The 23,285-nt window shown below is 55.9% G+C and carries 24 protein-coding genes and 1 tRNA gene; 8 read left to right on the top strand and 17 right to left on the bottom strand.

Annotated elements, in window-relative coordinates:
* Positions 1–2 precede the first annotated feature (2 nt).
* The 4 genes from secD to queA all read right to left on the bottom strand — a co-directional run bounded on the left by secD (position 3) and on the right by queA (position 4,531).
* Entirely contained in the window at positions 3–1,871 is a 1,869-nt protein-coding gene (gene secD, locus OYW20_RS06005) for a protein translocase subunit SecD (protein ID WP_268799801.1), read from the bottom strand.
* Between the two features lie 62 nt (positions 1,872–1,933).
* Positions 1,934–2,269 (bottom strand): preprotein translocase subunit YajC, encoded by a 336-nt coding sequence (yajC, locus tag OYW20_RS06000; RefSeq protein WP_020292183.1) that lies wholly within the window; start codon positions 2,267–2,269, stop codon positions 1,934–1,936.
* Positions 2,270–2,321: 52 nt separating this feature from the next.
* The gene (gene tgt, locus OYW20_RS05995) at positions 2,322–3,437 is read right to left on the bottom strand and encodes a tRNA guanosine(34) transglycosylase Tgt (protein ID WP_268801059.1); all 1,116 of its coding nucleotides are present in this window, start codon (positions 3,435–3,437) and stop codon (positions 2,322–2,324) included.
* A 14-nt stretch (positions 3,438–3,451) separates the two neighbouring features.
* Positions 3,452–4,531, bottom strand: a complete 1,080-nt coding sequence (gene queA / locus OYW20_RS05990; RefSeq protein WP_268799800.1) for a tRNA preQ1(34) S-adenosylmethionine ribosyltransferase-isomerase QueA — start codon at positions 4,529–4,531, stop codon at positions 3,452–3,454.
* A gap of 108 nt (positions 4,532–4,639) precedes the next feature.
* Between queA and OYW20_RS05985 the strand changes: the two genes are divergently transcribed.
* Positions 4,640–4,724 (top strand) — tRNA-Leu (locus OYW20_RS05985).
* A 665-nt stretch (positions 4,725–5,389) separates the two neighbouring features.
* Here the strand turns inward: OYW20_RS05985 and OYW20_RS05980 are convergent.
* Together OYW20_RS05980 and OYW20_RS05975 are read right to left on the bottom strand one after the other, a co-directional pair.
* Positions 5,390–5,761 carry a hypothetical protein gene (locus OYW20_RS05980; RefSeq protein ID WP_268799799.1) on the bottom strand — a complete coding sequence of 124 codons (372 nt, stop codon included), beginning with the start codon at positions 5,759–5,761 and terminating at the stop codon, positions 5,390–5,392.
* Positions 5,762–5,770: 9 nt separating this feature from the next.
* A complete protein-coding gene (locus tag OYW20_RS05975) occupies positions 5,771–6,616 on the bottom strand; it encodes an RNase A-like domain-containing protein (protein ID WP_268799798.1) in 846 nt (281 codons plus the stop codon).
* A 489-nt stretch (positions 6,617–7,105) separates the two neighbouring features.
* Here OYW20_RS05975 and OYW20_RS05970 point away from each other — a divergent pair, with 489 nt between their 5' ends.
* From OYW20_RS05970 to OYW20_RS05960, 3 genes are all read left to right on the top strand, one after another.
* The gene (locus OYW20_RS05970) at positions 7,106–7,717 is read left to right on the top strand and encodes a DedA family protein (protein WP_268799797.1); all 612 of its coding nucleotides are present in this window, start codon (positions 7,106–7,108) and stop codon (positions 7,715–7,717) included.
* Between the two features lie 64 nt (positions 7,718–7,781).
* On the top strand, positions 7,782–8,564 hold the full coding sequence (locus OYW20_RS05965; protein ID WP_268799796.1) for a transporter substrate-binding domain-containing protein: 783 nt from the start codon (positions 7,782–7,784) through the stop codon (positions 8,562–8,564).
* Between the two features lie 84 nt (positions 8,565–8,648).
* A complete protein-coding gene (locus tag OYW20_RS05960; RefSeq protein ID WP_268799795.1) occupies positions 8,649–9,641 on the top strand; it encodes an ATPase in 993 nt (330 codons plus the stop codon).
* A gap of 16 nt (positions 9,642–9,657) precedes the next feature.
* Here OYW20_RS05960 and OYW20_RS05955 read toward each other — a convergent pair whose 3' ends face one another.
* The 9 genes from OYW20_RS05955 to hmpA all read right to left on the bottom strand — a co-directional run bounded on the left by OYW20_RS05955 (position 9,658) and on the right by hmpA (position 18,815).
* Positions 9,658–10,317, bottom strand: coding sequence for a CatB-related O-acetyltransferase (locus OYW20_RS05955; RefSeq protein WP_268799794.1), 660 nt, complete (start codon positions 10,315–10,317; stop codon positions 9,658–9,660).
* 42 nt (positions 10,318–10,359) lie between these two features.
* Positions 10,360–11,262: a glycosyltransferase family 2 protein gene (locus tag OYW20_RS05950; RefSeq protein WP_268799793.1), complete on the bottom strand. Its 903-nt coding sequence runs from the start codon at positions 11,260–11,262 to the stop codon at positions 10,360–10,362.
* Positions 11,263–11,484: 222 nt separating this feature from the next.
* Positions 11,485–12,375 (bottom strand): heme o synthase, encoded by an 891-nt coding sequence (cyoE, locus tag OYW20_RS05945; protein ID WP_268799792.1) that lies wholly within the window; start codon positions 12,373–12,375, stop codon positions 11,485–11,487.
* A gap of 11 nt (positions 12,376–12,386) precedes the next feature.
* On the bottom strand, positions 12,387–12,725 hold the full coding sequence (cyoD, locus tag OYW20_RS05940; protein WP_268799791.1) for a cytochrome o ubiquinol oxidase subunit IV: 339 nt from the start codon (positions 12,723–12,725) through the stop codon (positions 12,387–12,389).
* Positions 12,726–13,352 carry a cytochrome o ubiquinol oxidase subunit III gene (locus OYW20_RS05935; protein ID WP_268799790.1) on the bottom strand — a complete coding sequence of 209 codons (627 nt, stop codon included), beginning with the start codon at positions 13,350–13,352 and terminating at the stop codon, positions 12,726–12,728.
* Between the two features lie 3 nt (positions 13,353–13,355).
* Entirely contained in the window at positions 13,356–15,374 is a 2,019-nt protein-coding gene (cyoB, locus tag OYW20_RS05930) for a cytochrome o ubiquinol oxidase subunit I (protein WP_268799789.1), read from the bottom strand.
* Positions 15,375–15,377: 3 nt separating this feature from the next.
* A complete protein-coding gene (gene cyoA, locus OYW20_RS05925; RefSeq protein ID WP_268799788.1) occupies positions 15,378–16,313 on the bottom strand; it encodes a ubiquinol oxidase subunit II in 936 nt (311 codons plus the stop codon).
* Positions 16,314–16,781: 468 nt separating this feature from the next.
* The gene (locus tag OYW20_RS05920; RefSeq protein ID WP_268799787.1) at positions 16,782–17,291 is read right to left on the bottom strand and encodes a disulfide bond formation protein B; all 510 of its coding nucleotides are present in this window, start codon (positions 17,289–17,291) and stop codon (positions 16,782–16,784) included.
* Positions 17,292–17,639: 348 nt separating this feature from the next.
* Positions 17,640–18,815 carry an NO-inducible flavohemoprotein gene (gene hmpA / locus OYW20_RS05915; protein WP_268799786.1) on the bottom strand — a complete coding sequence of 392 codons (1,176 nt, stop codon included), beginning with the start codon at positions 18,813–18,815 and terminating at the stop codon, positions 17,640–17,642.
* Positions 18,816–19,107: 292 nt separating this feature from the next.
* Between hmpA and OYW20_RS05910 the strand changes: the two genes are divergently transcribed.
* From OYW20_RS05910 to OYW20_RS05895, 4 genes are all read left to right on the top strand, one after another.
* Complete coding sequence (locus tag OYW20_RS05910) at positions 19,108–20,004, top strand: chemotaxis protein (RefSeq protein WP_268799785.1); 897 nt, start codon at positions 19,108–19,110, stop codon at positions 20,002–20,004.
* Between the two features lie 41 nt (positions 20,005–20,045).
* A complete protein-coding gene (locus OYW20_RS05905; RefSeq protein ID WP_268799784.1) occupies positions 20,046–20,507 on the top strand; it encodes a GNAT family N-acetyltransferase in 462 nt (153 codons plus the stop codon).
* A gap of 54 nt (positions 20,508–20,561) precedes the next feature.
* Complete coding sequence (locus tag OYW20_RS05900; RefSeq protein ID WP_268799783.1) at positions 20,562–20,885, top strand: hypothetical protein; 324 nt, start codon at positions 20,562–20,564, stop codon at positions 20,883–20,885.
* Positions 20,886–21,044: 159 nt separating this feature from the next.
* Positions 21,045–21,791, top strand: coding sequence for a YkgJ family cysteine cluster protein (locus OYW20_RS05895; RefSeq protein ID WP_268799782.1), 747 nt, complete (start codon positions 21,045–21,047; stop codon positions 21,789–21,791).
* Positions 21,792–21,927: 136 nt separating this feature from the next.
* Here OYW20_RS05895 and OYW20_RS05885 read toward each other — a convergent pair whose 3' ends face one another.
* Together OYW20_RS05885 and OYW20_RS05880 are read right to left on the bottom strand one after the other, a co-directional pair.
* Positions 21,928–22,152, bottom strand: a complete 225-nt coding sequence (locus tag OYW20_RS05885) for a hypothetical protein (protein ID WP_268799781.1) — start codon at positions 22,150–22,152, stop codon at positions 21,928–21,930.
* 126 nt (positions 22,153–22,278) lie between these two features.
* Positions 22,279–23,274 (bottom strand): fimbrial protein, encoded by a 996-nt coding sequence (locus OYW20_RS05880; protein ID WP_268799780.1) that lies wholly within the window; start codon positions 23,272–23,274, stop codon positions 22,279–22,281.
* Between the last annotated feature and the right edge of the window lie 11 nt (positions 23,275–23,285).

The following is a 23,285-nucleotide window of genomic DNA, read 5'->3' as shown; positions in this document are numbered from 1 at the left end:
CCTTAAATCCACAACTTCTTGAAGTCACGACCGCCATAGATCAGGTTGACCATTGCGCGGGTCACCATGATGGCTGTGAACATCGAGGTAAATATCCCGAGCGACATGGTCACGGCGAAACCTTTGACCGGGCCAGTGCCCATCGCAAAGAGAATACCGCCGACCAGCAGCGTCGTCAGGTTGGCGTCGAGGATCGCCGTGTAGGCGCGGTCGAAACCTTCGTTGATTGCTCGCTGTACGGTCATGCCATTGGCGAGCTCCTCACGAATCCGGGAGAAGATCAGCACGTTGGCGTCGACCGCCATCCCCATCGTCAACACGATACCGGCGATACCCGGCAAGGTCAGCGTGGCCCCCAGCAAGGACATCAACGCCAGCAGCATGACCATGTTCAGCGCCAGTGCCACCGTCGCAATCACACCGAAGAAACGGTAGATGGCAATGATGAAAATCGACACGAACAGCATGCCCCACAGCGACGCATCGACACCTTTGGTGATGTTGTCGGCACCCAGGCTCGGACCGATGGTGCGTTCTTCAGCAAAGTACATCGGCGCCGCCAGACCACCTGCGCGCAACAGCAGAGCCAGCTCGGAAGCTTCGCCCTGACCGTTCAGGCCAGTGATACGGAATTGCGCACCGAGCGGCGACTGAATGGTCGCCAGGCTGATGATTTTTTTCTCTTCCTTGAAGGTCTGGACCGGAACGTCTTTCTCGACGCCGTTAACCATTTGTTTGGTGTACGTGGTGAGCGGCTTCTGCTCGATGAAGATCACCGCCATGCTACGACCGACGTTGGCGCGAGTAGCGCGACTCATCAGATCGCCACCGTGACCATCAAGATTGATGTTCACCTGTGGACGGCCATGCTCGTCGAAGCTCGCCTTGGCATCGGTGACCTGGTCACCCGTGATGATCAGGTTACGCTCGACCGGAGCAGCAGGACGACCGCCTTCACGGAACTCGAACATCTCGGTCGTGGCCTTGCTGTCGTCTGGACCAGCGCCCAGACGGAACTCAAGGTTGGCGGTTTTGCCGAGAATACGTTTGGCTTCTGCGGTGTCCTGCACGCCCGGAAGTTCGACCACGATGCGGTTGGCGCCCTGGCGCTGAACCAGTGGCTCGGCAACACCCAGCTCGTTGACCCGGTTACGTACAGTCGTCAGGTTTTGCTTGATTGAGTATTCGCGAATTTCAGCAATCTTGGCCGGCGTCATCGCCAGGCGCAGGATCGGCATTTCGCCGCGATCCGATGGGGTAATTTCAAAATCGGTGAAGTTCTTGCGGATCAAGGCACGGGCTTGTTCGCGGGCGTCAGCATCGCTGAAACCCAGCTGAATGCCGCCATCGATTTGCGGCAGACTGCGATAACGCAGCTTCTCTTTGCGCAGCAGGCTTTTCACTTCGCCTTCATAGACATTCAGACGTGCGCTGAGCGCTTTGTCCATGTCCACTTCGAGCAGAAAGTGCACACCGCCGGACAAGTCCAGACCAAGCTTCATCGGGCTGGCGCCAATACCACGCAGCCACTTGGGCGTCGTCTGGGCGAGGTTGAGCGCTACGACATAGTCGTCACCCAATGCCTTGCGAGCGACGTCTTTGGCTGGCAGTTGGTCTTCCTGTTTGGTCAGACGCAACAAACCGCCCTTGCCATTCTCGGCCAGAGACACGCCCTTGACCGCGATGCCAGCATCGGTAAGCGCCTTGCTTACGCGATCCAGATCAGCCTGATTGACTTGCAGCGCAGTGCTAGCGCCGGTGACCTGAATGGCCGCGTCATCAGGGTAGAGATTGGGTGCGGAATATATAAAGCCAACCACCAGCACAGCCAGGATCAGGATGTATTTCCACAGAGGGTATTTGTTCAACATCACGCCGCCTGCTTATAACGCGGGGCGCCTTGCGCGCCCCGTCGATTGGTAAAAGACTGGAATCAGATGGCTTTCAGAGTGCCCTTGGGCAGAGTTGCAGCGATGGCGCCCTTCTGGATCTTCAATTCGACAGTGTCGGATACTTCAATAACAACGAAGTCGTCGGTCACTTTGTTGATCTTGCCGGCGATGCCGCCGGAAGTTACAACTTCATCGCCTTTCTGCAAGTTGCCGAGCAGGTTTTTTTGCTCTTTGGCACGCTTGGCCTGTGGACGCCAGATCATCAGATAGAAGATGACCAGGAAGCCGACCAGGAAGATCCACTCAAAGCCACCACCCATAGGGCCTGCGGCAGGTGCAGCAGCGTCCGCGAAAGCGGAAGAGATGAAAAAGCTCATTTAGCACTCCAGTTGCATAATTTTAATAAGAAGCAGAAAGACCCGCTGTCATTCAGTCCAGAGGCGGCGTTGCAAGCCCGCGCTTGGCATAGAAGGCGTCGACAAAGGCGGCCAATGTACCCTGTTGAATAGCCTCGCGCAAACCAGCCATAAGCAGCTGGTAATGGCGCAAATTGTGGATCGTATTAAGCATGCTTCCCAGCATTTCGCCGCACTTGTCCAGATGATGGAGATAGGCGCGGGAGAAGTTCTGGCAGGTGTAGCAATCGCACGTTGGATCCAGCGGCGAATCATCGTGGCGGTGGAACGCGTTACGGATTTTCAGAACACCGGTATCGATGAACAGATGGCCGTTGCGAGCATTGCGGGTCGGCATCACGCAGTCGAACATATCGACTCCGCGGCGCACACCTTCGACCAGGTCCTCAGGCTTGCCTACCCCCATAAGGTAACGAGGTTTGTCAGCCGGCATACGGCCTGGCAGGTAGTCCAGCACCTTGAGCATTTCATGCTTGGGCTCACCCACCGACAGGCCGCCAATCGCCAGGCCGTCAAAGCCGATTTCGTCAAGGCCTTCGAGCGAGCGCATGCGCAAGTCTTCGTGCATACCGCCCTGAACGATGCCGAACAGCGCGGCAGTGTTCTCACCATGCGCAACCTTCGAGCGTCTGGCCCAGCGCAACGACAACTCCATGGAGATGCGCGCGACGTCTTCGTCGGCGGGGTACGGGGTGCATTCGTCGAAGATCATCACGATGTCAGAACCCAGATCGCGCTGGACCTGCATCGACTCCTCAGGCCCCATGAATACCTTCGCGCCATCGACGGGCGAGGCGAACGTGACGCCCTCTTCCTTGATTTTGCGCATCGCGCCGAGGCTGAATACCTGAAAGCCGCCGGAGTCAGTGAGAATCGGGCCGCTCCACTGCATGAAGTCGTGCAGGTCGCCGTGACGCTTGATCACTTCGGTGCCCGGACGCAGCCAAAGGTGAAAGGTGTTGCCCAGGATCATCTGCGCGCCCGTCGCCACGATATCCCGGGGCAGCATGCCTTTGACCGTGCCATAGGTGCCCACTGGCATGAATGCCGGGGTTTCGACCACGCCACGCGGAAAGGTCAGGCGACCACGACGAGCCTTGCCATCGGTGGCTAACAGCTCGAAAGACATACGACAGGTGCGACTCATGCTTGATCCTCTGGGGCCGAGCGCTCGGGATCTGATCCCTCGGGAGCAGTCGGCGCAGGATTGCGGGTGATGAACATCGCATCACCGTAACTGAAGAAGCGGTAGCCGTTTTCCACCGCTGCCGCGTAGGCCGCCATGGTTTCCGGGTAACCGGCGAACGCCGAAACCAGCATCAGCAGCGTGGATTCGGGCAAATGAAAATTGGTCACCAGCGCGTCGACCACATGAAACGGCCGGCCCGGGAAAATAAAAATATCGGTGTCGCCGCTGAAAGGCTTGAGCACGCCATCGCGGGCAGCACTTTCAAGGGAGCGCACGCTGGTGGTCCCGACGGCAATCACCCGACCGCCGCGCACACGGCAGGCAGCCACGGCATCCACCACTTCCTGGCTCACTTCGAGCCATTCGTTGTGCATGTGGTGGTCTTCAAGACGCTCCACACGTACCGGCTGAAAGGTACCGGCGCCGACATGCAGTGTGACGAACGCCGTCTCGACGCCCTTCTGTGCGATGGCGTCCATCATCGCCTGATCGAAATGCAGCCCTGCCGTAGGCGCCGCCACAGCACCGGCCCGCTGCGCATAAACGGTCTGATAGCGCTCGCGATCCGCGTCATCATCCGGACGGTCTATATAAGGAGGCAGTGGCATGTGCCCGACACGCTCAAGCAGCGGCAGGACTTCTTCGGCGAAACGCAGCTCGAACAGCGCGTCATGGCGCGCCAGCATCTCGGCCTCACCGCCGCCATCGATAGTGATCGACGAACCAGGCTTGGGGGATTTGCTCGAGCGCACATGCGCCAGCACACGATGGCTGTCCAGCACGCGTTCGATGAGGATTTCCAGCTTGCCGCCCGACGCCTTCTGGCCGAACAGGCGTGCAGGAATCACGCGGGTATTGTTGAATACCATCAAGTCGCCGGGGCGAAGATGCTCCAGCAAATCAGTGAATTGACGGTGTGCCAGCGCGCCGCTCAGCCCGTCAAGGGTCAGCAAACGGCTACTGCGTCGCTCGGCCAAAGGGTGGCGAGCGATCAGGGAATCAGGGAGCTCGAAGGTAAAGTCAGCAACGCGCATGATGGGGTTCGTCTAGCAGGGGCCGAAAGTTTAGCGGAAATAGTGAAAATTGACTATGAAACATGATTGACCAACGGTAGGACCCTCTCTATACTTCGCCGCCATTGAGCCCTGATGGCGGAATTGGTAGACGCGGCGGATTCAAAATCCGTTTTCGAAAGGAGTGGGAGTTCGAGTCTCCCTCGGGGCACCAAACAGCAGCAAATTCAAGTCCTTACCAGACTTGAACAACAAAGAAACCGGCCACGTTTGTGCCGGTTTTTTTGTGCCTGCAATTCAGGTAAGCGCTCCACCCATCACCGGCAGAGTGCCGTATAGAGAGAGCCGATCAGCGTTTAGGACGCTGACAGATCTGCTGGGCGATAGCGTCAAACTCCCTGTCGTAACTGGCACGCTCTGCAGCGCTGAGAAAACCCTGCTGCTTAACGAAGCCCGCTATATCGGCGCGCACCTTTTCAATTCGCTCAAACAGATGATCAGCCGTCGGTTGCGTGAGGCGTCGGGCCTTTCTCGCAGTTCCGATGTCAGACTGGAGCACGTTTGCCCGCATCGAAATATGCGCTCGCCAGGCATCAGATATTTGCCCACCGACCTCACCTTTCAGCCCTCGCTGAACGGCAAGGTCGCAACTCGGCAAATCCAGCACAGGCTCTGATGCTAAGGCATTGAGACTGAGCGTTGCCAGGAGAACAGCGAATAGAACCCTCATACATCCCTCTTGATACGCCAATAGGCGTGGGCAATAAAAGTGCGTATTTGTAATGGCCCCGGCGCTTTTTTGCCAGCACCGTTTTGACTAAATCGCCCCCAGTTGTCTGGCTCCTCGCAGGGAGGCCTAGCAAGAAGGATTTAGCCCCACTACCAAGATCGCAGCCACCGTTGAATATCAGTCAAAACAGACAACCGTCTTTCCTCAACGCGCAACTTCAGCATTTCGAGTACTTTGGTCAGCAGCACTGCTTCCTCGCAGCCGAACATTTCTTCTGTGAAAACCAAATCAGAAATAAAGAAGAGTTCATCGACCGAGAAATCACCGGCATTAGATTTCTTTACGTAAGATGCAATGTCTTTTTGCAACGAGCGAATAGCCAGATAAGATTTTCCAGTGATCCATTGGTCGACTATTTCATTCAGAGAAAGCTGCGCAGTCCTGAGTTCTTCAGGTAAGTACTCCTGAACCCCATCACTCAGATCGCGCATAAAATCCAAAAGCTCGCCATATCCGCGCATCTTCATACCTCAGAGAATTGGATAAGAAGTCAGAATATATGCAGGCATATAGTTATATTCAGTGAACTCTATCACAACGACTATTTTTTTCATCCCAACAGGAGTATCGGGTGCTCGTCGAGCAATTCCCCAGCCCACATCTTTTTTCAGATCCATTTTTAACGTCAATCTATTGTTGACGCGTAAAAACTTCGCCCGAGAATACATCGCTATTCTGGTTCTATTCGAATTGAGCGCCTGCCGAACTGCCCACTCTGCGATTTCGATATTATCGAAGGTCGACATCACTTCGACGTTCCGGAATTTTTTCAATCGTTTTGCCAGACCCGCTATATCTTTATCAAGATGGTCCCGCATCGTATGCCCTCCGTGGCTTTTTTTCGGCGCATTCTTGAGCTTCTCACCGGTCCTGAGCACCATTTTCCCGCCTTGAACGGACGAGACTCTGAACGCGTTGAATAGAGATGCCGTAGCAAGCGGAATCGCAAACTCTGTGGATAGCCCAGCGAACTGTCTGACCCCATCCGAAGCCCCCATTGACCTTGCAATAGAAGAGCCAGTCTTGAAGGCAAACGAGTCAGTTGGCGATCCGGTTATTATCTGTGTCAGACCCGCAGAGGATTGGTCAGCCCCGTGAACCCCCATCGCCACGCACCCTACTTTAGTTAGCAGGGTGGGGTCAGGAGTTACGCAGAGAGCGCTGGCTCCAGCAAGTTCGACTATCCCCCCTACCAAACGAATACTTCCAAAAATCCGATTGGAACTTATTTCAGCAGCTGAAAGTGACTCTTTTTCCAAAATCGCTGCCATCTGAGCCACGCTCAGAATGATGCGAAACTCTTCCTTATCAACCACAGAACAGATCCTCATAATTGTTATGGTGTTTTTTACATTAGAAAATCGTCATATTTAAAGTCAATCTAATCTGAAAATATGGCTTGAAGGCGGATTATCTGAAGCGGCGCAGAAGCTAGCGTAATCTCGTTTAACGAACAAGCTGGTCATCCATGTAATGAGGCCCAGCATGCCCCCCCCCCCTACAATACTTTACGAAAAATCCTACAGCACAACGTTCGACCGCCTTACTTTGGGCAAGCAGTTTGCCGAAATCCACGACCTAAATGTATGACATTAAAATAACACTCCCTAAAACTAGGCAAAGGTCTAAAACCAATGAGCTTAGAGCAGCCAAGTTAGCCTTAAGGGTGACGAGGACTGTTAAAAGATTAATAGAACTGTTTTCAGGGGCTTCCGGTCGAAAGGCTTGCGCAGACCAAAATCGGGCGCGCGGCTCCGCAGCGATTGCGGCTCCCCTTCTCTCTCACTCAAGGCCACGCACCCCGAATGTTTGAGCACATCGATTTCAACTATCTGCTCGCCACGTACGGCTACTGGGCGGTGTTCATCGGCTGTCTGCTGGAGGGTGAAACCATCCTCATCCTGGGCGGGATGGCTGCGCATCAACACATCCTCAATATCTGGCCAGTGATTGCGTACGCCAGCATCGCGGGGATGATCGGGGACCAGATCCTGTTTTGGACCGGCCGCTATTTCGGCGCGAAGCTGTTGCCGCGCCTGCATCGTCATGAGGCGACCATCAAGCGCGTATCAGGGTTGATCGAGCGCTACCCGACGGCGTCCATTTTTTCGGTGCGGTTCCTCTATGGCATGCGGCTGGTGGGGCCGATGGTGATTGGCGCGAGCCGTCTTTCGCCGATCCGGTTTTCGGTGGTGAATCTGTTCGGTGCAGTGGTGTGGGCGACGATCTTCGCGAGCGCAGGCTACTGGGCTGGCGAGTTTCTGGAGCAGTTTTTCGGCGATCTCAAGCCGTACCGTTTGCCGATCGCGGTAGGCGTTTTGGTTCTAGGGGTGGCAACAGCGATGTTCCGCCACTACAGAACCAAGGCCAAAAGCCAGGCCGCGAACGCCAAGAATCAGTCAGGCCCTAAAGACTGACTTCCTTTCTCCCCGTTTTCCCCTTAAAAGAACGGGCAAGGTCAATCAAACAGGGATCGCCACTATGAACCACCGCCTTACCGCTTGCTTGCTATTGGGGATATCGAGCACTGCCCTCGCCCAGGAATCGGCTTCGCACCTGGACAAGATTATTGAGCAAGGGCAAATCGCGGTATGTACGACCGGCGACTACAAGCCTTACACGCTTCTGAAGCCTGACGGGCAATACGAAGGCATTGACATAGAGCTCGCACAATCATTGGCGCAAAGCCTGGGCGTGAAGGTGCAATGGGTGCCCACCACCTGGAAAACCCTGATGCCGGACATGGTTGCCGGAAAATGTGACATCGGCGTCGGCGGTATCTCGGTAACGCTGGAGCGCCAGAAGAAGGCGTTTTTCAGCAGTACGCTGGACATCGACGGCAAGGTGCCGCTGGTGCGATGTGAAGACCAGGCGCGCTATCAAACCGTTGAGCAGATCAACCAGCCCACGGTGCGCGTGATTGAGCCTCAGGGTGGGACGAATGAGGCCTTCGTGCACGCCTATCTGCCCAATGCAAAACTCGAGTTCCACGACAACAAGACCATCTTTCAAACGCTGCTCGACAAGCAAGCCGACGTGATGATCACCGACGCCTCCGAGGCGCTTTATCAGCAAAAGCGAATGCCGGGGCTGTGTACGGTCAACCCTACCAAGTACATGCAGTACGGCGAAAAAGCCTATCTGCTGCCCCGCGATGACATCGCCTGGAAAAGCTACGTGGATCAGTGGCTGAAGTTGAGCAAAGCAACCGGCGCCTACCAGAAAGTCGTTGGCGAATGGCTCGCAGTACCGGGCCAGTTGTAACTACAAAGCGAGGCTATCTGGCGGATGCATCCGATGATCCGCCGACGATCCACGCCCCTCCTCGGCCGAGGTCCGACCGCCGTCATGAAAACCAGCAAAAGCATCACCCGCGCTTTCTGTGTCGAGCTACAGACCGAACTGTCGGTTGTGGCCGCACGCCGGGAATATTTCTCGATGGAGGCGCCGCGTGCCCGCTTTCACTTCTTGTGCTCAACCGAGGCATGTCGTGAGCGCGGCGTGAAGATAACTGGCGTGCGTTACAACGTAAGGCCGCAGGAAAACCCTACCTTTGTGGCGGCGCATTTTCGGGCGAACCCCAATTACGAGCATGAGGCCGGCTGCGAGTGGGTCGACGAAAACGCTGTCGAGGCCCCGCCAACAGCGGACGAGTCGCCACACGACAGTGCTTTGCGCAAGGCCAGGCGCAAGCTGGATGACTACATCGACGTGTTCGATCCATCGATCAAGGTTAAGGCCAAGTCCGAGCCGGCGCCGATACTCGTCGAGCCAGCGCGTACGAACGCTCCACAGCAGACTCCAGACGTTTCCGAAGCGCCACGCGTATCAAAACCCGGCGAAACGCGTACCAACAACTTCGAGCGGCTGGTCGACAGCTTTCGCCAGGCACAGGCCACGCTGACGAAGGAGGAGTTCAACCTGCTGACACTGCGTGTGCCGGGGGAAGGCGAAACCACCCTGCGCGCCTACTTTCGGCATATCAGGTTTGCGCAACCGGGGGATGAACGCCGCGTGCTTTATGGCGGCGGTCTGGTTGAGCGTTACGGGGCGGGCTTCAAATTCAAATTCTTTGATCGGCTACAGGGCAAGCTGGTCACGTTGTACGTGTCGCCGGCGCAGATGCAGGCCTATCGGTCGAGCCGTTATATCAGCGAACTGCTCAGCCACGCCGACGAGGTGCGATTTTTCACGGTGTTCGCGCTGGGGACTCTGGCAGCGAGCCCTTCGGGCAAGAGCCTGAGCGTGATTATTGAAGACTTGCGGCACCTGGCTATCGTTCTCGGCCCGGCAAAGGCGGTTGTCGACGAAAAGACCGGTCCACAGCCCGACACGCAATGACGATTGGGCCCTTGGCTTACGCCTGCACCTGAGCGGTTGAGGAAGTGCCTGTGCGAACAGCCGGGCGAGACTCTATGTATCGCAAGAAGGCGTCGATGTCTGCCCCGGACAACATCCGGGCGACGGACTTCACTTCTTCCATTGGCCAATCCCACCACGCCGCGCTGAGCAGCCGCTGACGGACGTCTTCATCGAAGCGCCAACGGATGAACTTGCCTGGGTTGCCGCCGACAACCGCAAACGGCGCGACGTCGCGTGTGATCACTGCACCAGCAGCAACAATTGCACCGTGGCCAATGGTCACGCCGGACAGAATCATCGCATCGGCGCAAATCCAGCAGTCGCTGCCGATTACCACATCGCCCTTGCTCGGCGCGTAATCCTTGATGTCTTCCAGGCCTTTCATCATTGCAGGGAATGGGTAAGTGGTGAGCCAGTCCGTGCGATGTTCACCGCCGAGCAGGATGCGCACACCCGATGCTATGGAGGTGTAGGAGCCTACCCGCAGGATCGTATCGTCGCCAAACTCGAAAACCTCCGGAATGCCATACGTGCCGGTTCCGACCTCGTAGTCGGGATACCGCAGGCGAATCTTTTCGGGCGCCCGCTCCAGCTTATCCAGCTTGCGCAGGCGCTTTCTGGTTTTACGAGTTTTGAGGAGTTCGAGGAATTTCATGTGTAGATCCAGAGGGAAGAACGAGACGCTGTGGACCCACCATCAACTGCTTTGACGGTGCAACAGCAAACGCTTGAATCGACGAAATGTCGTCTTGTTGAACTGACGAAACGGAATAGAGCGCAGCAGGCTCCAAGCGTATTTCTTGTCGGTCACAACCGCGTACTTCAAAGCTTTGTTGATGATCGCGGTGAGCCCTCGGCTGTAGGCCGGGTGCGCTTGATACGGCGCGATAGTGCGCAGGTCCGCATCGAGCAAGACCTTGTAACGGCGTGACAGGTTGTTGGGATGGCGACGGTAGCGCGTGACACTCACCGGCAGAACATGAACCCCAAATCCCTTGTGGGCGATTCTGAGGGTCATCTGGAAATCCTGAACCTTGATCTCCGGGTCGTAGAAGTTGGCCGCTTTGAGCGCATCCATCCGATACAACGATACCGGGGCACCGACCACCAGCGCGTCACCCAGAATTTCGTCGAAACTAAGCGCTTTGATGCCATCGAGCTTTTGGGTTTTTGTGTCGCGCCCGTCGCTGTCCATGTAAATGATCAGCGCGCCTACACAGCCGACGTCAGGGTGCTCATCAAGGTACTCGGCACGAATCCTCACTGAAGAGGGCAGCATGATGTCATCCAGATCAGGCGTGGAGACGTATACGCCCTTGGCGTATTTCAGGCCATGGTTGAGCGTAGCGCTGACACCCTGATTGGGATGGGAGTAGAGCTGGAAATCGTACTTGGCTTGCAACGCTTGAAGCATCGCTACGCTGTTATCGGTCGAACCATCGTCAACGATGATGACTTCAAAGTTACCGTAGTCCTGAGCGAAGATACTTTCGAGGGCAACTTCCAGGTACTTTTCCGCGTTGTAGCAGGGCGCAATGATCGACACGAGAGGAGTCGAATCCGTTGCTTGCGAAGATTCCGAAATATTATCGTCAGTCATAATTCGTTTTTGTGCTGCGAGGCGACTGGATGGCGCAACCCTGGCGACGATCCTTGTACAAAGCGGATACATGATGATGCAAACAGGCAGGTTTTGTCATGGGCAGATTCGCACCCCGATCTCGAATGATCCGCATATTCTCTGATTCGACCCATACAACAGGCAAAAAGAAGCCCCGCGGCTCTTGCGAGCGACGGGGCTGCGGTGTTTCAAATCAAGCGATCAAGGCGCTGCGTAGGTCACCAGCAGCTCTTTGGTTACTTGAAAGTCCAGCGACATCGCCACGCTCAGCGCGGTGATGGTGAAGATGGAAAACACGAACAACTTGCGTGCCCACACTACATCATCTTTCGCCTTGTAGCCGGTCCAGGCCATGTACAACCAGTACATGCCCATGGCAGCCGCGACGGCGAGATAGCTGAGGCCAGCGTAACCGCCGAAGGTCAACATCAACGTCGCCAGCACAAACGCCAGGATGTAGATCAAGATGTGCAGCTTGGCTACCCGAATGCCACGCTTGACCGGCAGAACCGGGATCGAGGCAGCCAGGTAATCGTTAAAGCGGAAGATCGCGATGGCATAGGAATGCGGCATCTGCCACAGGCTGAACATCACCAGAAGGGTCAGCGCAGCCAGGTCAAACGAGTTGCTCACCGCCACGTAGCCGATCACCGGAGGCATTGCCCCCGACAAACTGCCAACCAGCGTGCCATGAACCGATTTGCGCTTGAGGTACAGGCTGTAGAAGCCCACGTAAATCACAAACCCGATCACAGCGAACAACGCTGCCAGCGGGTTGGCCTTGGTGTACAACAGGCCAACACCGACAACCCCCAGCACGGTCGCAAAGAGCAGCGCCATGTTCAGAGACACCAGCCCCTGAACCAGGACGCGGTTCTTGGTGCGCTCCATCTTCACATCGATATCACGGTCGATGCAGTTGTTGAAAACGCAACCAGACGCCACGACCAACGAAGTACCGATAATTGCGGCCAGAAACAGACCGAAGTCGACATGCCCTTTGGAAGCCAGAAAAAAGCCACCTGCCACCGAAAGCACGTTACCGAAAATGATCCCCGGTTTGGTGATTTGGATAAAGTGCTTCAGTGACATCAGGGGTTCCCTCAGTGCGCCATCATGGCGGTGTGGATGCTGAACATGATCCAGACCGACAAGCCGACCAGCATGAAGATAACCATGCCGGCGAATGCAAAGGCTATGACGTTCGAGCGTTGTGCCGCCGAGCGATCCAGGTGCAGGAAGTACACCAGGTGAACAATTACCTGCACGATTGCGAAGATCAGTACGACCCACACAGTTGCGATTTTCGAGATCGTCGGGAACATCACCAGACCAAATGGAATCGCGGTCAGGATGATCGACAGTACGAAACCGATCATGTAGGACTTCATGCTGCCGTGGCCAGCGTGGGCGTCGTCAGCGTGTTGATGTGAATTTGCCATTTAAATGGTCCCCATCAGATAGACAACGGTGAACACACAGATCCAGACCACGTCCAGGAAGTGCCAGAACAGGCTGAGCATGCTCAGGCGAGTGGCGTTGGTCGACGTCAGGCCGTTTTTCTGGACCTGATACATCATGACCGCCATCCAGATCAGACCGCTGGTCACGTGCAGACCGTGGGTACCGACCAGCGTGAAGAACGCCGACAGGAAGCCGCTGCGGTTAGGACCGTAGCCTTCGGAGATCAGGACGTGGAACTCGTTGATTTCCATGCCGATAAAGCCTAGGCCGAACAGGAAGGTCACGAACAACCAACCCAGAACACCTGACTTGTTACCTTTGTGCATCGCCAGCATGGCGAAACCGTAGGTGATCGAGCTGAGCAACAGACAAGCTGTTTCAACCAGCACGTAAGGCAGTTCGAAAATATCGTGGCCCGATGGACCGCCTGCGACGTTGTTAACCAGCACTGCGTAAGCGGCGAAGATCGACGCGAACAGAATGCAGTCCGTCATCAGGTAGATCCAGAAGCCGAAGATTTTCATCTCGCCGGCATCATGATGATCGTGGGCATGGTCATGACCGTGGTCATGACCTTTTGCACCTTCAAATACTAAGTTGGACATTGTTTATGCCTGCTCCAGCTTGTTGACAGGAGTATTTGCCTGGGCATTGCGGACCGAGGCGAGGATCTTGTGGTGCTCGCCTTCGATGCGTGCCACCTCGGATGCAGGAACCATGTAGCCCTGATCGTCACGTGCAGCATGAATGACGAAGTAAACGACAGTGCCAACCAGACCAAAGATCGCCATCCACCAGATGTGCCAGATCATTGCGAAACCGAACACAGTCAACAGGCCGCCCATGACCATACCGGTCGCGGTGTTGTTGGGCATGTGAATGTCCGAGTAGTGAGCAGGCACTTTGTAAGCTTCACCGTCACGCTTGGCCGCGTAGAACGGGTCGATTTCTTCAGCCTTCGGCATTTCAGCGAAGTTGTAGAAAGGCGGTGGCGACGAAGTGGACCATTCCAGCGTATGTGCATTCCATGGGTCGCCGGTCAGATCGCGGTTCTGCTCGCGGTCACGGATACTCACGTAGATCTGGATCAGCTGGCAGGCAATACCGACAGCGATCAGCAAGGCACCGTAGAACGCGACATGCAGGTAAGGCGTCCAGTCCGGGTTGTCAGTGGCGTTCAGACGACGGGTCATGCCCATGAAGCCCAGTGCGTAAAGCGGCATGAATGCGACGTAGAAACCGGAGATCCAGAACCAGAACGCTGCCTTGCCCCACTTCTCGTTCAGCGTGAAGCCGAACGCTTTCGGGAACCAGAACGCGAAGCCTGCGATGTAACCGAATACAGCACCGCCGATGATCACGTTATGGAAGTGAGCAATAACGAACAGGCTGTTGTGCAGTACGAAGTCAGCACCTGGGATTGCCAACAGAACGCCGGTCATGCCGCCGATCGAGAAGGTAATCATGAAGCCCAGGGTCCAGAGCACTGGTGCGGTAAACCGCAGACGGCCTTGGTAGATCGTGAACAGCCAGTTAAACAGCTTCACACCCGTCGGGATCGCAATCAGCATCGTCGCCAGCCCGAAGAAAGCGTTGACGCTTGCCCCCGAGCCCATGGTGAAGAAGTGGTGCAGCCAGACCATGAAGCCCAATACGGTGATCGCGCCACTGGCGTAGATCATCGAGTGGTGACCGAACAGGCGCTTGCCGGTAAACGTCGAGATGACTTCGGAGAAGACCCCGAACGCCGGCAGAACCAGGATGTAAACCTCAGGGTGACCCCACGCCCAGAACAGGTTCACGTACATCATCGGGTTACCACCCAATTCGTTCGTGAAAATGTGGAAGTCCATGTAACGGTCAAGGGTCAGCAGTGCCAAGGTCGCGGTCAGGATCGGGAACGAAGCCACGATCAGAACGTTTGCCCAAGTGCAGGTCCAGGTGAAGATCGGCATGTCCATCAGTTTCATGCCAGGCGCACGCATCTTCAGCACGGTAACAAGGAAGTTGACCCCGGTTAGCGTTGTCCCTAGCCCTGATAGCTGGAGTGCCCAGATATAGTAGTCAACCCCCACGCCCGGGCTATAGCCCAATTCCGACAGCGGCGGATAAGCAACCCAACCAGTACGCGCGAATTCGCCGACACCCAGAGACACGTTGACCAGAATCACGCCGGAGAGCAGCAGATAAAAGCTCAAGGAGTTCAGGAACGGGAACGCAACGTCACGCGCGCCGATCTGCAGCGGCACAACGATATTCATCAGGCCGGTGAAGAATGGCATCGCCATGAAGATGATCATGATCACACCGTGAGCGGTGAAGATCTGGTCATAGTGCTCAGGCGGCAGGTAGCCCGGTGAGCCTTCAGTGGAGAGCGCCAGTTGCGAACGCATGAGCACGGCGTCGGCAAAGCCGCGCATGAGCATGACCATCGCGATGACGATGTACATGACACCGATTTTCTTGTGGTCGACTGAGGTCAGCCACTCGGTGTACAGGTAGGTCCATTTCTTGAAATACGTGAGCAGACCAACTACAGCCACGCCGCCAATGGCGATCATGGCAAGTGTGATCATGACTATCGGTTCGTGGAACGGAACCGCGTCTAGCGTTAATTTACCAAACATTGTTTACTCCTCTGCCTCAGCAGCTGAATGCTTACCCATGTCCATCCCTTCCATACCGGCCACTTCTTTCTTCTCGTGGACAACCTTGCCCGGTTTCATACCTTCATACTTATCGATGATGATCTGGAACAGGTTAGGGGTGACCGTGGAAAAGAGTTCAACGGGGTTCCGTTCGCTCGGTTTGGCCAATGCAGTGTATTCAGCCGTTGCCAGCTGTTTAGGTGAATTCTTGACGTCAGCGACCCAGGCGTCGAAATCAGCCTGCGAAGTAGCGGTTGCCTTGAACTTCATACCGGTGAAACCTGCACCGCTGTAGTTGGCGGAGATACCGTCGAACTCGCCGTTTTCATTGGCGATCAAGTGCAACTTGGTCTGCATGCCGGCCATCGCGTAGATCTGGCCACCCAGTGCAGGGATAAAGAACGAGTTCATGACCGAATCAGAGGTGATGCGGAAATTGATCGGCGTATTGGCCGGGAACACGATTTTGTTGACCGTGGCGATACCCTGTTCCGGGTAAATGAACAGCCACTTCCAGTCCAGCGCAACGACTTCGATGGTCACAGGCTTGACATCAGACTCGAGCGGACGGTAAGGGTCCAGCGCGTGGGTCGACTTGTAGGTGATGTAACCCAGCACGATGATGATCGCCAAGGGTACGAGCCATACAACCAGTTCGATTTTGGTCGAATGCGCCCAGTCAGGCGTGTAGGTCGCGGACTTGTTCGACGCGCGGTATTTCCAGGCGAAGATGATGGTCATGAAAATAACCGGAACGACCACCAGCAGCATCAGCAGGGTAGCGGTGACAATCAGGTCACGTTCCTGGATGCCGACATGACCCTTGGGATCCAGCAAGGTGTAATCGCACCCGCTAAGCAGGAGCATGCTGAAAAGGGCCAAGAAGCCAAAAAACCTGGGGTACCTTTTTTTACTCATCTCACGACCTCTAAAAGCAGTTCGCATCGCAGTTGGGTTTCGACCGCCAACACTTCACCATGCCAGGTGCTGGCAATTTTTTGGATTGAACAGGAGCCTGTCATGAAGCTGGAGCGCTTCGTAACAAATCCGGGGTAGCTGTGGATTCTTATTCGAATGGAGGCATCGGCCCTCACAGACCAATTCCCTTACGGTGCAGACATTCTGAAAGTGACGCATGGGGCCGTCCAAAATGGCATCTACATCAGCGTTTACACGCTTTGTGACCTCATTTTCCGCCGGCAGTCAAGCTAGCTGGCGTTAAGTGGGGGCGATTGTAGATACGTAAAGTTTTAATGACTATGACTTATTGCGCAACAGTTAATTTCTGATTCTGTAACAGTTGAGCAACTCATCGGCCGTCTAAATCCTCAAAAAACACCGTATTTCTGAACGAATTCGGAGCATTCCTGACGCAACGCTTTGTAATCATCGTGCTTTTCGGCGATTCCGGATAATTCCGACCGGAACGAGGATTACTGTCAAAACGAATGCAATCAGCGCCCACTGAGCCAGTGATAGTCCGAGGACTGGCGGATATGGCGTCTCACAGAAACCACTGACCTGAAATCCCAGTGGAAACATTGATGCGAGCGGCAATCCGTCAACAATCGGTTGCAAGACATCAATGCCACAGCTCTCGGATGGATGCGTCTGTATGTAAACGTGACGCCCTGCGGCAATGATTCCGCCTACCGCGCTGAGAGTGGCCAATACCTCGCAAATCGTGACGCCGGTTTTTCTCGGCATCACTACACCGACAAACGCAAACACCGCGATGAAGAGCAATGCGTAACGTTGCAGGATGCACAACGGGCACGGCGCTTCACCCAGTACCAACTGCATGTAAAGCGCACCGCCAATCAGCGCGAGGCAGATGATGCCCAGCAACGCCAGGAACTGTTTTTCCCGACGCAGGTAAATCATGTTGTCGCTCATTCACACACCCTTAGAAATGATGTCTACGCGTACCGGGGCCTCAGTGCCCAAGAGGGTAGAGAGCTTAACACTGCCCCACCACTCCACGCCGGGCGCGATGATCAGGCCTTGCGTCAGGCAACTCAACCCTGGGATTGCCATACGGGAGGTTTCACCACCCGATGGCTATCGCCTTCCCGGACAGACCCGATGACAATCGGGGCATTGCCCGGATCGGGCCGTCTGTTTGGAGCAGTACGCTAATCAGTTTCCAAGTGTTTCTGCATTTCGTTTCTACACCTGCAGAATACGCTTCTATATATATAGCAGCATGCGGTGTATTGCCGCAGGTGCGGCAACGCTATCGGATCACGCCAGCGAGGACGCCGGACCGAAAAACTCGAAGCGGCTTTGCGCCTCCGGGACGCCCGCCTCCCTGAGCTGGCGCTTGACGGCCGACATGAACCCCTTGGGCCCGAGGAAGTACGCGTCGAGGTCCCGATCCTCCGGCAACCAGCGCTCAAGCTGCGCTTGATCCATCAGACCAGTGGCATGGGCGCGAGGGCTTTCGCCGTCGCTATAGCAATAGAAACGCTTCAATTGCGGACGATTGGCCGCCAGCGCGTCAACCCAGTCTCGAAACGCATGTACCCCGCCATTGCGCGCGCAGTGGATGAAATGGATCGGACGCTCGGTGCGCAGTGCCGCCTCGAGCATCGCCAGCGTTGGCGTGATACCCACACCACCACTGATCAGCACCAGCGGTTTCGTGCTGTCGGCAAGGACGAACTCTCCCGACGGCGGAAAAAGGTTAATGCTGTCCCCGATCTGCAACTTGTCGTGCAAGTGGTTCGAGGCCACACCCCCCGGCTCGCGCTTGACGCTGATGCGATAGCGGTTGTTGCCAGGCAAGGCAGACAGGGAGTAATTGCGACGAATCTCAACCCCATTCACGAACAACTGCAGGCCGATGTACTGCCCGGGCAAGAAGTCCAGAAGCGGCTTGTCGTCTGCTGGCGCGAAGTAAAACGACGTAATTTCCACGCTTTCAGCAACCTTCTCAGCAAGCGTGAAGTCACGTGCACCTCGCCATCCGCCAGGCGACTGAGCCTTCTGGTCGTACAGGTTTTTTTCGGCGCCAATCAGGATGTCTGCCAGTTGCTGGTAAGCCCGGCCCCAAGCCTCAAGGACTTGCGGCGTGGCAATCTCACTGCCCAGCACTTCGAAAATGGCCCGCAAGAGGCAAGCCCCGACAATCGGGTAATGCTCCGGAAGAATCTGCAACGCAACATGCTTGTTGATAATCGTGGCGACCAGATCGCCCAGTTGCTCTAGCTGATCGATGTGACGGGCATACATCAGCACGCCATTGGCCAACGCACGTGGCTGGTCACCATTACTCTGGTGCGCCTGATTGAACATCGGCCGCACCTGCGGGTGTTCGGCGAGCAGTATGTTGTAGAAATGGGTGGTCAGTGCTTCGCCGCCGCTTTCGAGCAATGGCACGGTAGCTTTGACGATGGCGCGATCCTGAGCATTCAGCATGATTGACTCCTGAAGAAATAGTGAAAACTGCTATTCACTCTTCAGAAATCGTGCCAGCCAATTACCCTTTTAAAATCAGTAAATTAGATTTTTAAAGGTCAAAATGACTCGATAAAAAAGGAGTCATCAGGACCAAACAAGGTCTTTTTGACTCAGCCAAAACGTACCCAACCTTCTAAAAAAACACAGGCTGCTTTAAAAGCGTTAAAGCCTGAACTGCTCAAGTCGATAACCCGGCATCGAAAGATGTTTGCCGCCGTGTGCAGCCGACAACTCATGCCAGAAGGTTCATATGTCCAAAAACGTTCGCGCAGATTCACTCTCGCTGCTTCTTTTCACCTTGCGCAGCGGCAAATTGATGGCGATCAACCTGCTCAAGGTCAGCGAAATCATTCCCTGCCCTTCCCTCACGCGACTTCCCGAATCGCATCCGCACGTCAAAGGCGTTGCGACGCTGCGCGGTACGTCCTTGTCAGTGATCGACCTGAGCCGGGCGATTGGTGAGCATCCACTCGAAGATCCGAATGGCGGCTGCCTGATCGTCACCGATGTCAGCCGTTCCAAGCAGGGTCTGCATGTGCAGGCCGTGAGTAAAATCGTCCACTGTCTGACGACCGACATCCGCCCACCGCCGTTTGGCGCAGGCAATCGCTCGTTCATTACCGGCGTCACGCAGGTGGACGGCGTACTGGTTCAAGTGCTGGACATCGAAAAGGTCATCCACGGCATTGCCCCGGCACGCCTCAGCGCCGAACCTTCCGAGCTCAGCGCAGGAGACGCAAAAGTGCTGGCGAAAGCCCGGATTCTGGTGGTGGACGATAGCCAGGTTGCTCTCCAACAGTCGGTCATTACCCTGCGTAATCTGGGGCTCGAATGCCATACGGCTCGCAGTGCCAGGGAAGCCATCGACCAATTGCTCGACCTTCAGGGCACGGACGCGCAGATCAATGTGGTGGTCTCTGATATCGAAATGTCTGAGATGGACGGTTACGCTCTCACACGAACGCTGCGTGAAACACCTGACTTTCAGGAACTCTACGTTCTGTTGCACACTTCGCTGGACAGTGCGATGAACGCCGAAAAAGCCAAAACGGCGGGGGCGAACGCTGTACTGACCAAGTTTTCCTCACCAGAGCTGACACGATGCTTGATCGAAGCCGCGCGTACGGTAGAAGCACAGGGCATCTGACGCCCAACCCACTCGACTCATCAGCCAGGCATTACTGGCTGATGCGCCGAGACATTACGCACTCGCCTGCACGAATCGAATGGCCAGCCTCGCTGCAATCGGTGGCATTTACACCGGATATCGCTTTCGAAACCCATCAGTTGCTCATGCTTGGCCGGCAGTACGGCGGCGGCCGGGTCGCGGACCTTCGTACGTGGCTCAATGCCTTCGATACTGACCCGGAGTTCGACCGAGAGCTGGTATTGGTCGTCCGCGATACGCTGGGTGTGGTGGGTGTCGCGCAGTGCTGGACCAGTGCGTTCATCCGCAATCTGGTAGTGCATCCTCGGGCTCAAGGACAAGGCGTCGGCCGTTGCCTGCTTGAACAGGCTTTCATGGCTTTTCACCAGAGACGCGAAGGGCAGGTCGATCTCAAGGTGATGGAAAGCAACCTAACAGCCAGGCGGCTTTATGAAAGGGCCGGCATGCAGTACGTGCGGCGTGCCGAACTGGATTCGGCTTGAGGTAGTCTAAGCGTTTGTCACCTTCGAGGTGGCATCGCACCCATGGAGATGCACATGAAACCTACCCCTCTTCTGTTGCTCGCTCTGGCCGGATTCGCAAGCCAGGCAAATGCTTCCAGCACCGAAGCATGGAACGCCCTGGACAAGGCCGTCATCGACAGTTGCGTCAAGGTCAGCCAACTGAAAAACCCCAAGCCTGCCGGCGCCGCGGCGCTGTTCGATGATACCGTCGGCTTCAACGCGCTATTAATCAAAGGTCAGTACAAGCAGGCGTTCATGAAGAACAAGACAGGCACCGAGCTTTGCCTTTATGACCGAAAGACCAAAAAAGCCGTCAGCACCGAGTGGGACAACCTGACCACGCGGCCAAAGCAGTAACCTCTAGCGCTCTATCCCTCCACACAGTCACAGCGTCCCCGTTGTGACTTGCGCATAACTTGCTATACCTTCTGATACATATCGGAAAACCCTTTGCCCCGATAGATTACCAGCGTTTATTCGAGCTCATTGATCAGGTGCAGTAGGGTTATTCACCTCATGGATACTCAGTTTTCCTGCGTAGGGTGCGGCAAGTGCTGCACCGATCACCACGTCCCTCTAACACTCAGCGAGGCCATGCAGTGGGCGGCTGACGGCGGTTCGCTGATTGTCCTGACCGAAGCGTTCATGGCTGATGGCTACGGGATCTCGACAGAACAACTCACTCATGCAACGCGCCGTTCGCAAAGAGTGAAAAGCGGTTCGGCTGATGTGTATGTCGCCATCACGTTTGCGGCCTTCAATGCTGGACGTTGCCGACATCTCGACGCCCAAGACCTCTGTCGCATCTACGAACGTCGCCCTCTGGTGTGTCGAATTTATCCGATGGAAATCAATCCACACATTCCGTTGCGCCCTCAAGCCAAGGATTGCCCGCCTGAAGCCTGGACCCAAGGACCCGAGTTGATCGTGGGCAACGCGCTGGTCGATCATCAGTTGATGACGCTCATTGAGCAGTCGCGGCAGGCGGACCGTGATGACATTGCGCGCAAGGAGACAATCTGCGCCGCACTGGGGATTCAAACCACGGCCCTCAAAGGCAACGGGTTTGTGGCTTATCTGCCGGACATGCAAGCTTTCATCGCCGCGACCGAGCAAAGCACAAGCGCCACTGCTTCGACGCACCACGAATGGCGTTTTCGCATACTCGGTGACGAGGTTGAAAACACCCTGCGCGATGCTGGCGCACTGCTAGAGACTGGCGAGCCGTCGGGCTATACGTTTATCCCTCTGCAAAGTGCCTGAGGCATATCGATGAAAAGCGTCGCAATCTTGCTGTTTACCAACGTGCAGTCGCTGGACGTTGCCGGGCTGCTGGATGTGTTCGCCGAAGCCCATCGATTCGTGCCTGCCGAGGATGGCTACCTTATAGCGCTGAATCTCAGCGCTTCCCCATCGACCGGCGGGTGCCGGCAGGCGCAGCGCCGGGGCGTTTTTCGTGACTGGATTTGCCACCCTTCTGGTACCAGCCCTGATCCTTTTTAGCCTGTAGCAGCTCACCCGGTTTGAAGGGAAAGCTGAACGCTGGAATCTCGGCCTTGGTTTCAGTTTCCGTTACCGCGTTATCGACAGTCTCGGGAGCAGGCGTATGTTCAGAAGTGGTCATGAAAGCTCCAAAATTCAGGAAACGGTCGACAATAAACGGGGTAAAACCCAAAAGGTCGCGCAGCATACCTGAATCGATCTGCCTGCGCCCGCCACTGTGTGCCCTCTCATCGGGCCGCGCGTTTTGTCATTTATAGAACAAATCCACCATCACCTCAGCATCGAACGGCCCCGCCTCCGGCGATGTGGTTTGCCACAGCAGCTCAGCGTTGAAGTCCGCCGTCGCGGAATAGTTTTCGCCCAGCAGATCATTCAAATGAAACGGTTCGTTGTAACGCAACGGCGTGCCGCTGCCGGCATGGGTAATACGGATGCCGATACTGCTGTTGTTCGCCGGAACCAGAACATCACCCGACAACACGCCGGAGATCGGGGTAAATCGTGCATCCAGACTAAACGGCGAATCACACACCCGGCTGGTCGCCAATGCAAAGCGACGAAAGTCAGCCACTTTGCCCACTTGAACATTGCGAATCGGCACCTGCCCAAACTCCACCACATCGGGCATCACGCGCAATTCGGCATCACAGGCGACAAAGCGCAAGCCGGTCAGGTTGTTGATGACGTAACTGAGGTTGTTGTCCGGGAGAGGGTTCATGCCCAGGGCGCTGTCGAGCTGGAACATTCGGTAGTCCAGTAAATCACTGGCCACACCCGACGGGGGGACGGGGCCGGACTTTTGAATGAATACCGAAAACGGCAGATTGAAACTCACCGTAGGGCACGCGCCCACATTGGACTCGTCCTCCCCACAAGCAGGTAGAAACTGCTGCGTGCCGATGCGGCCCTGACTTTGCAAATGATCCACCCCGTTGAGGGTCAAGCCGGCGATGACGCCCTGCCCCACTAAGAGGTTATCCGGGTTCAGATAAATAGAGACCTCCTCAGTCAGACCCGGCTGGCCGTCTTTGGCACACACGACCGAGAGGTTCAGCCGCTCGGATCGCCACACTGCCGTGCCATCGGGCAACGAAGCCGGGATCGCCACCGAACTGCCGAGATCGGCGCGAATAATCGACTCTCCCTGCCGGGTCTTGCAGGTCATGGCCATCACGGCGGCAGGCGCAAGCAGCAATGCGAGCCCGAGGCACGCGCTCCGGCAGGTCAATAACAACGTTTTCATGCTGAGCACTT

It is taken from the genome of Pseudomonas sp. BSw22131 (assembly GCF_026810445.1).
Taxonomy (GTDB): Bacteria; Pseudomonadota; Gammaproteobacteria; order Pseudomonadales; family Pseudomonadaceae; genus Aquipseudomonas; species Aquipseudomonas huanghezhanensis.
This window is presented reverse-complemented; position numbering and strand designations above follow the sequence as displayed.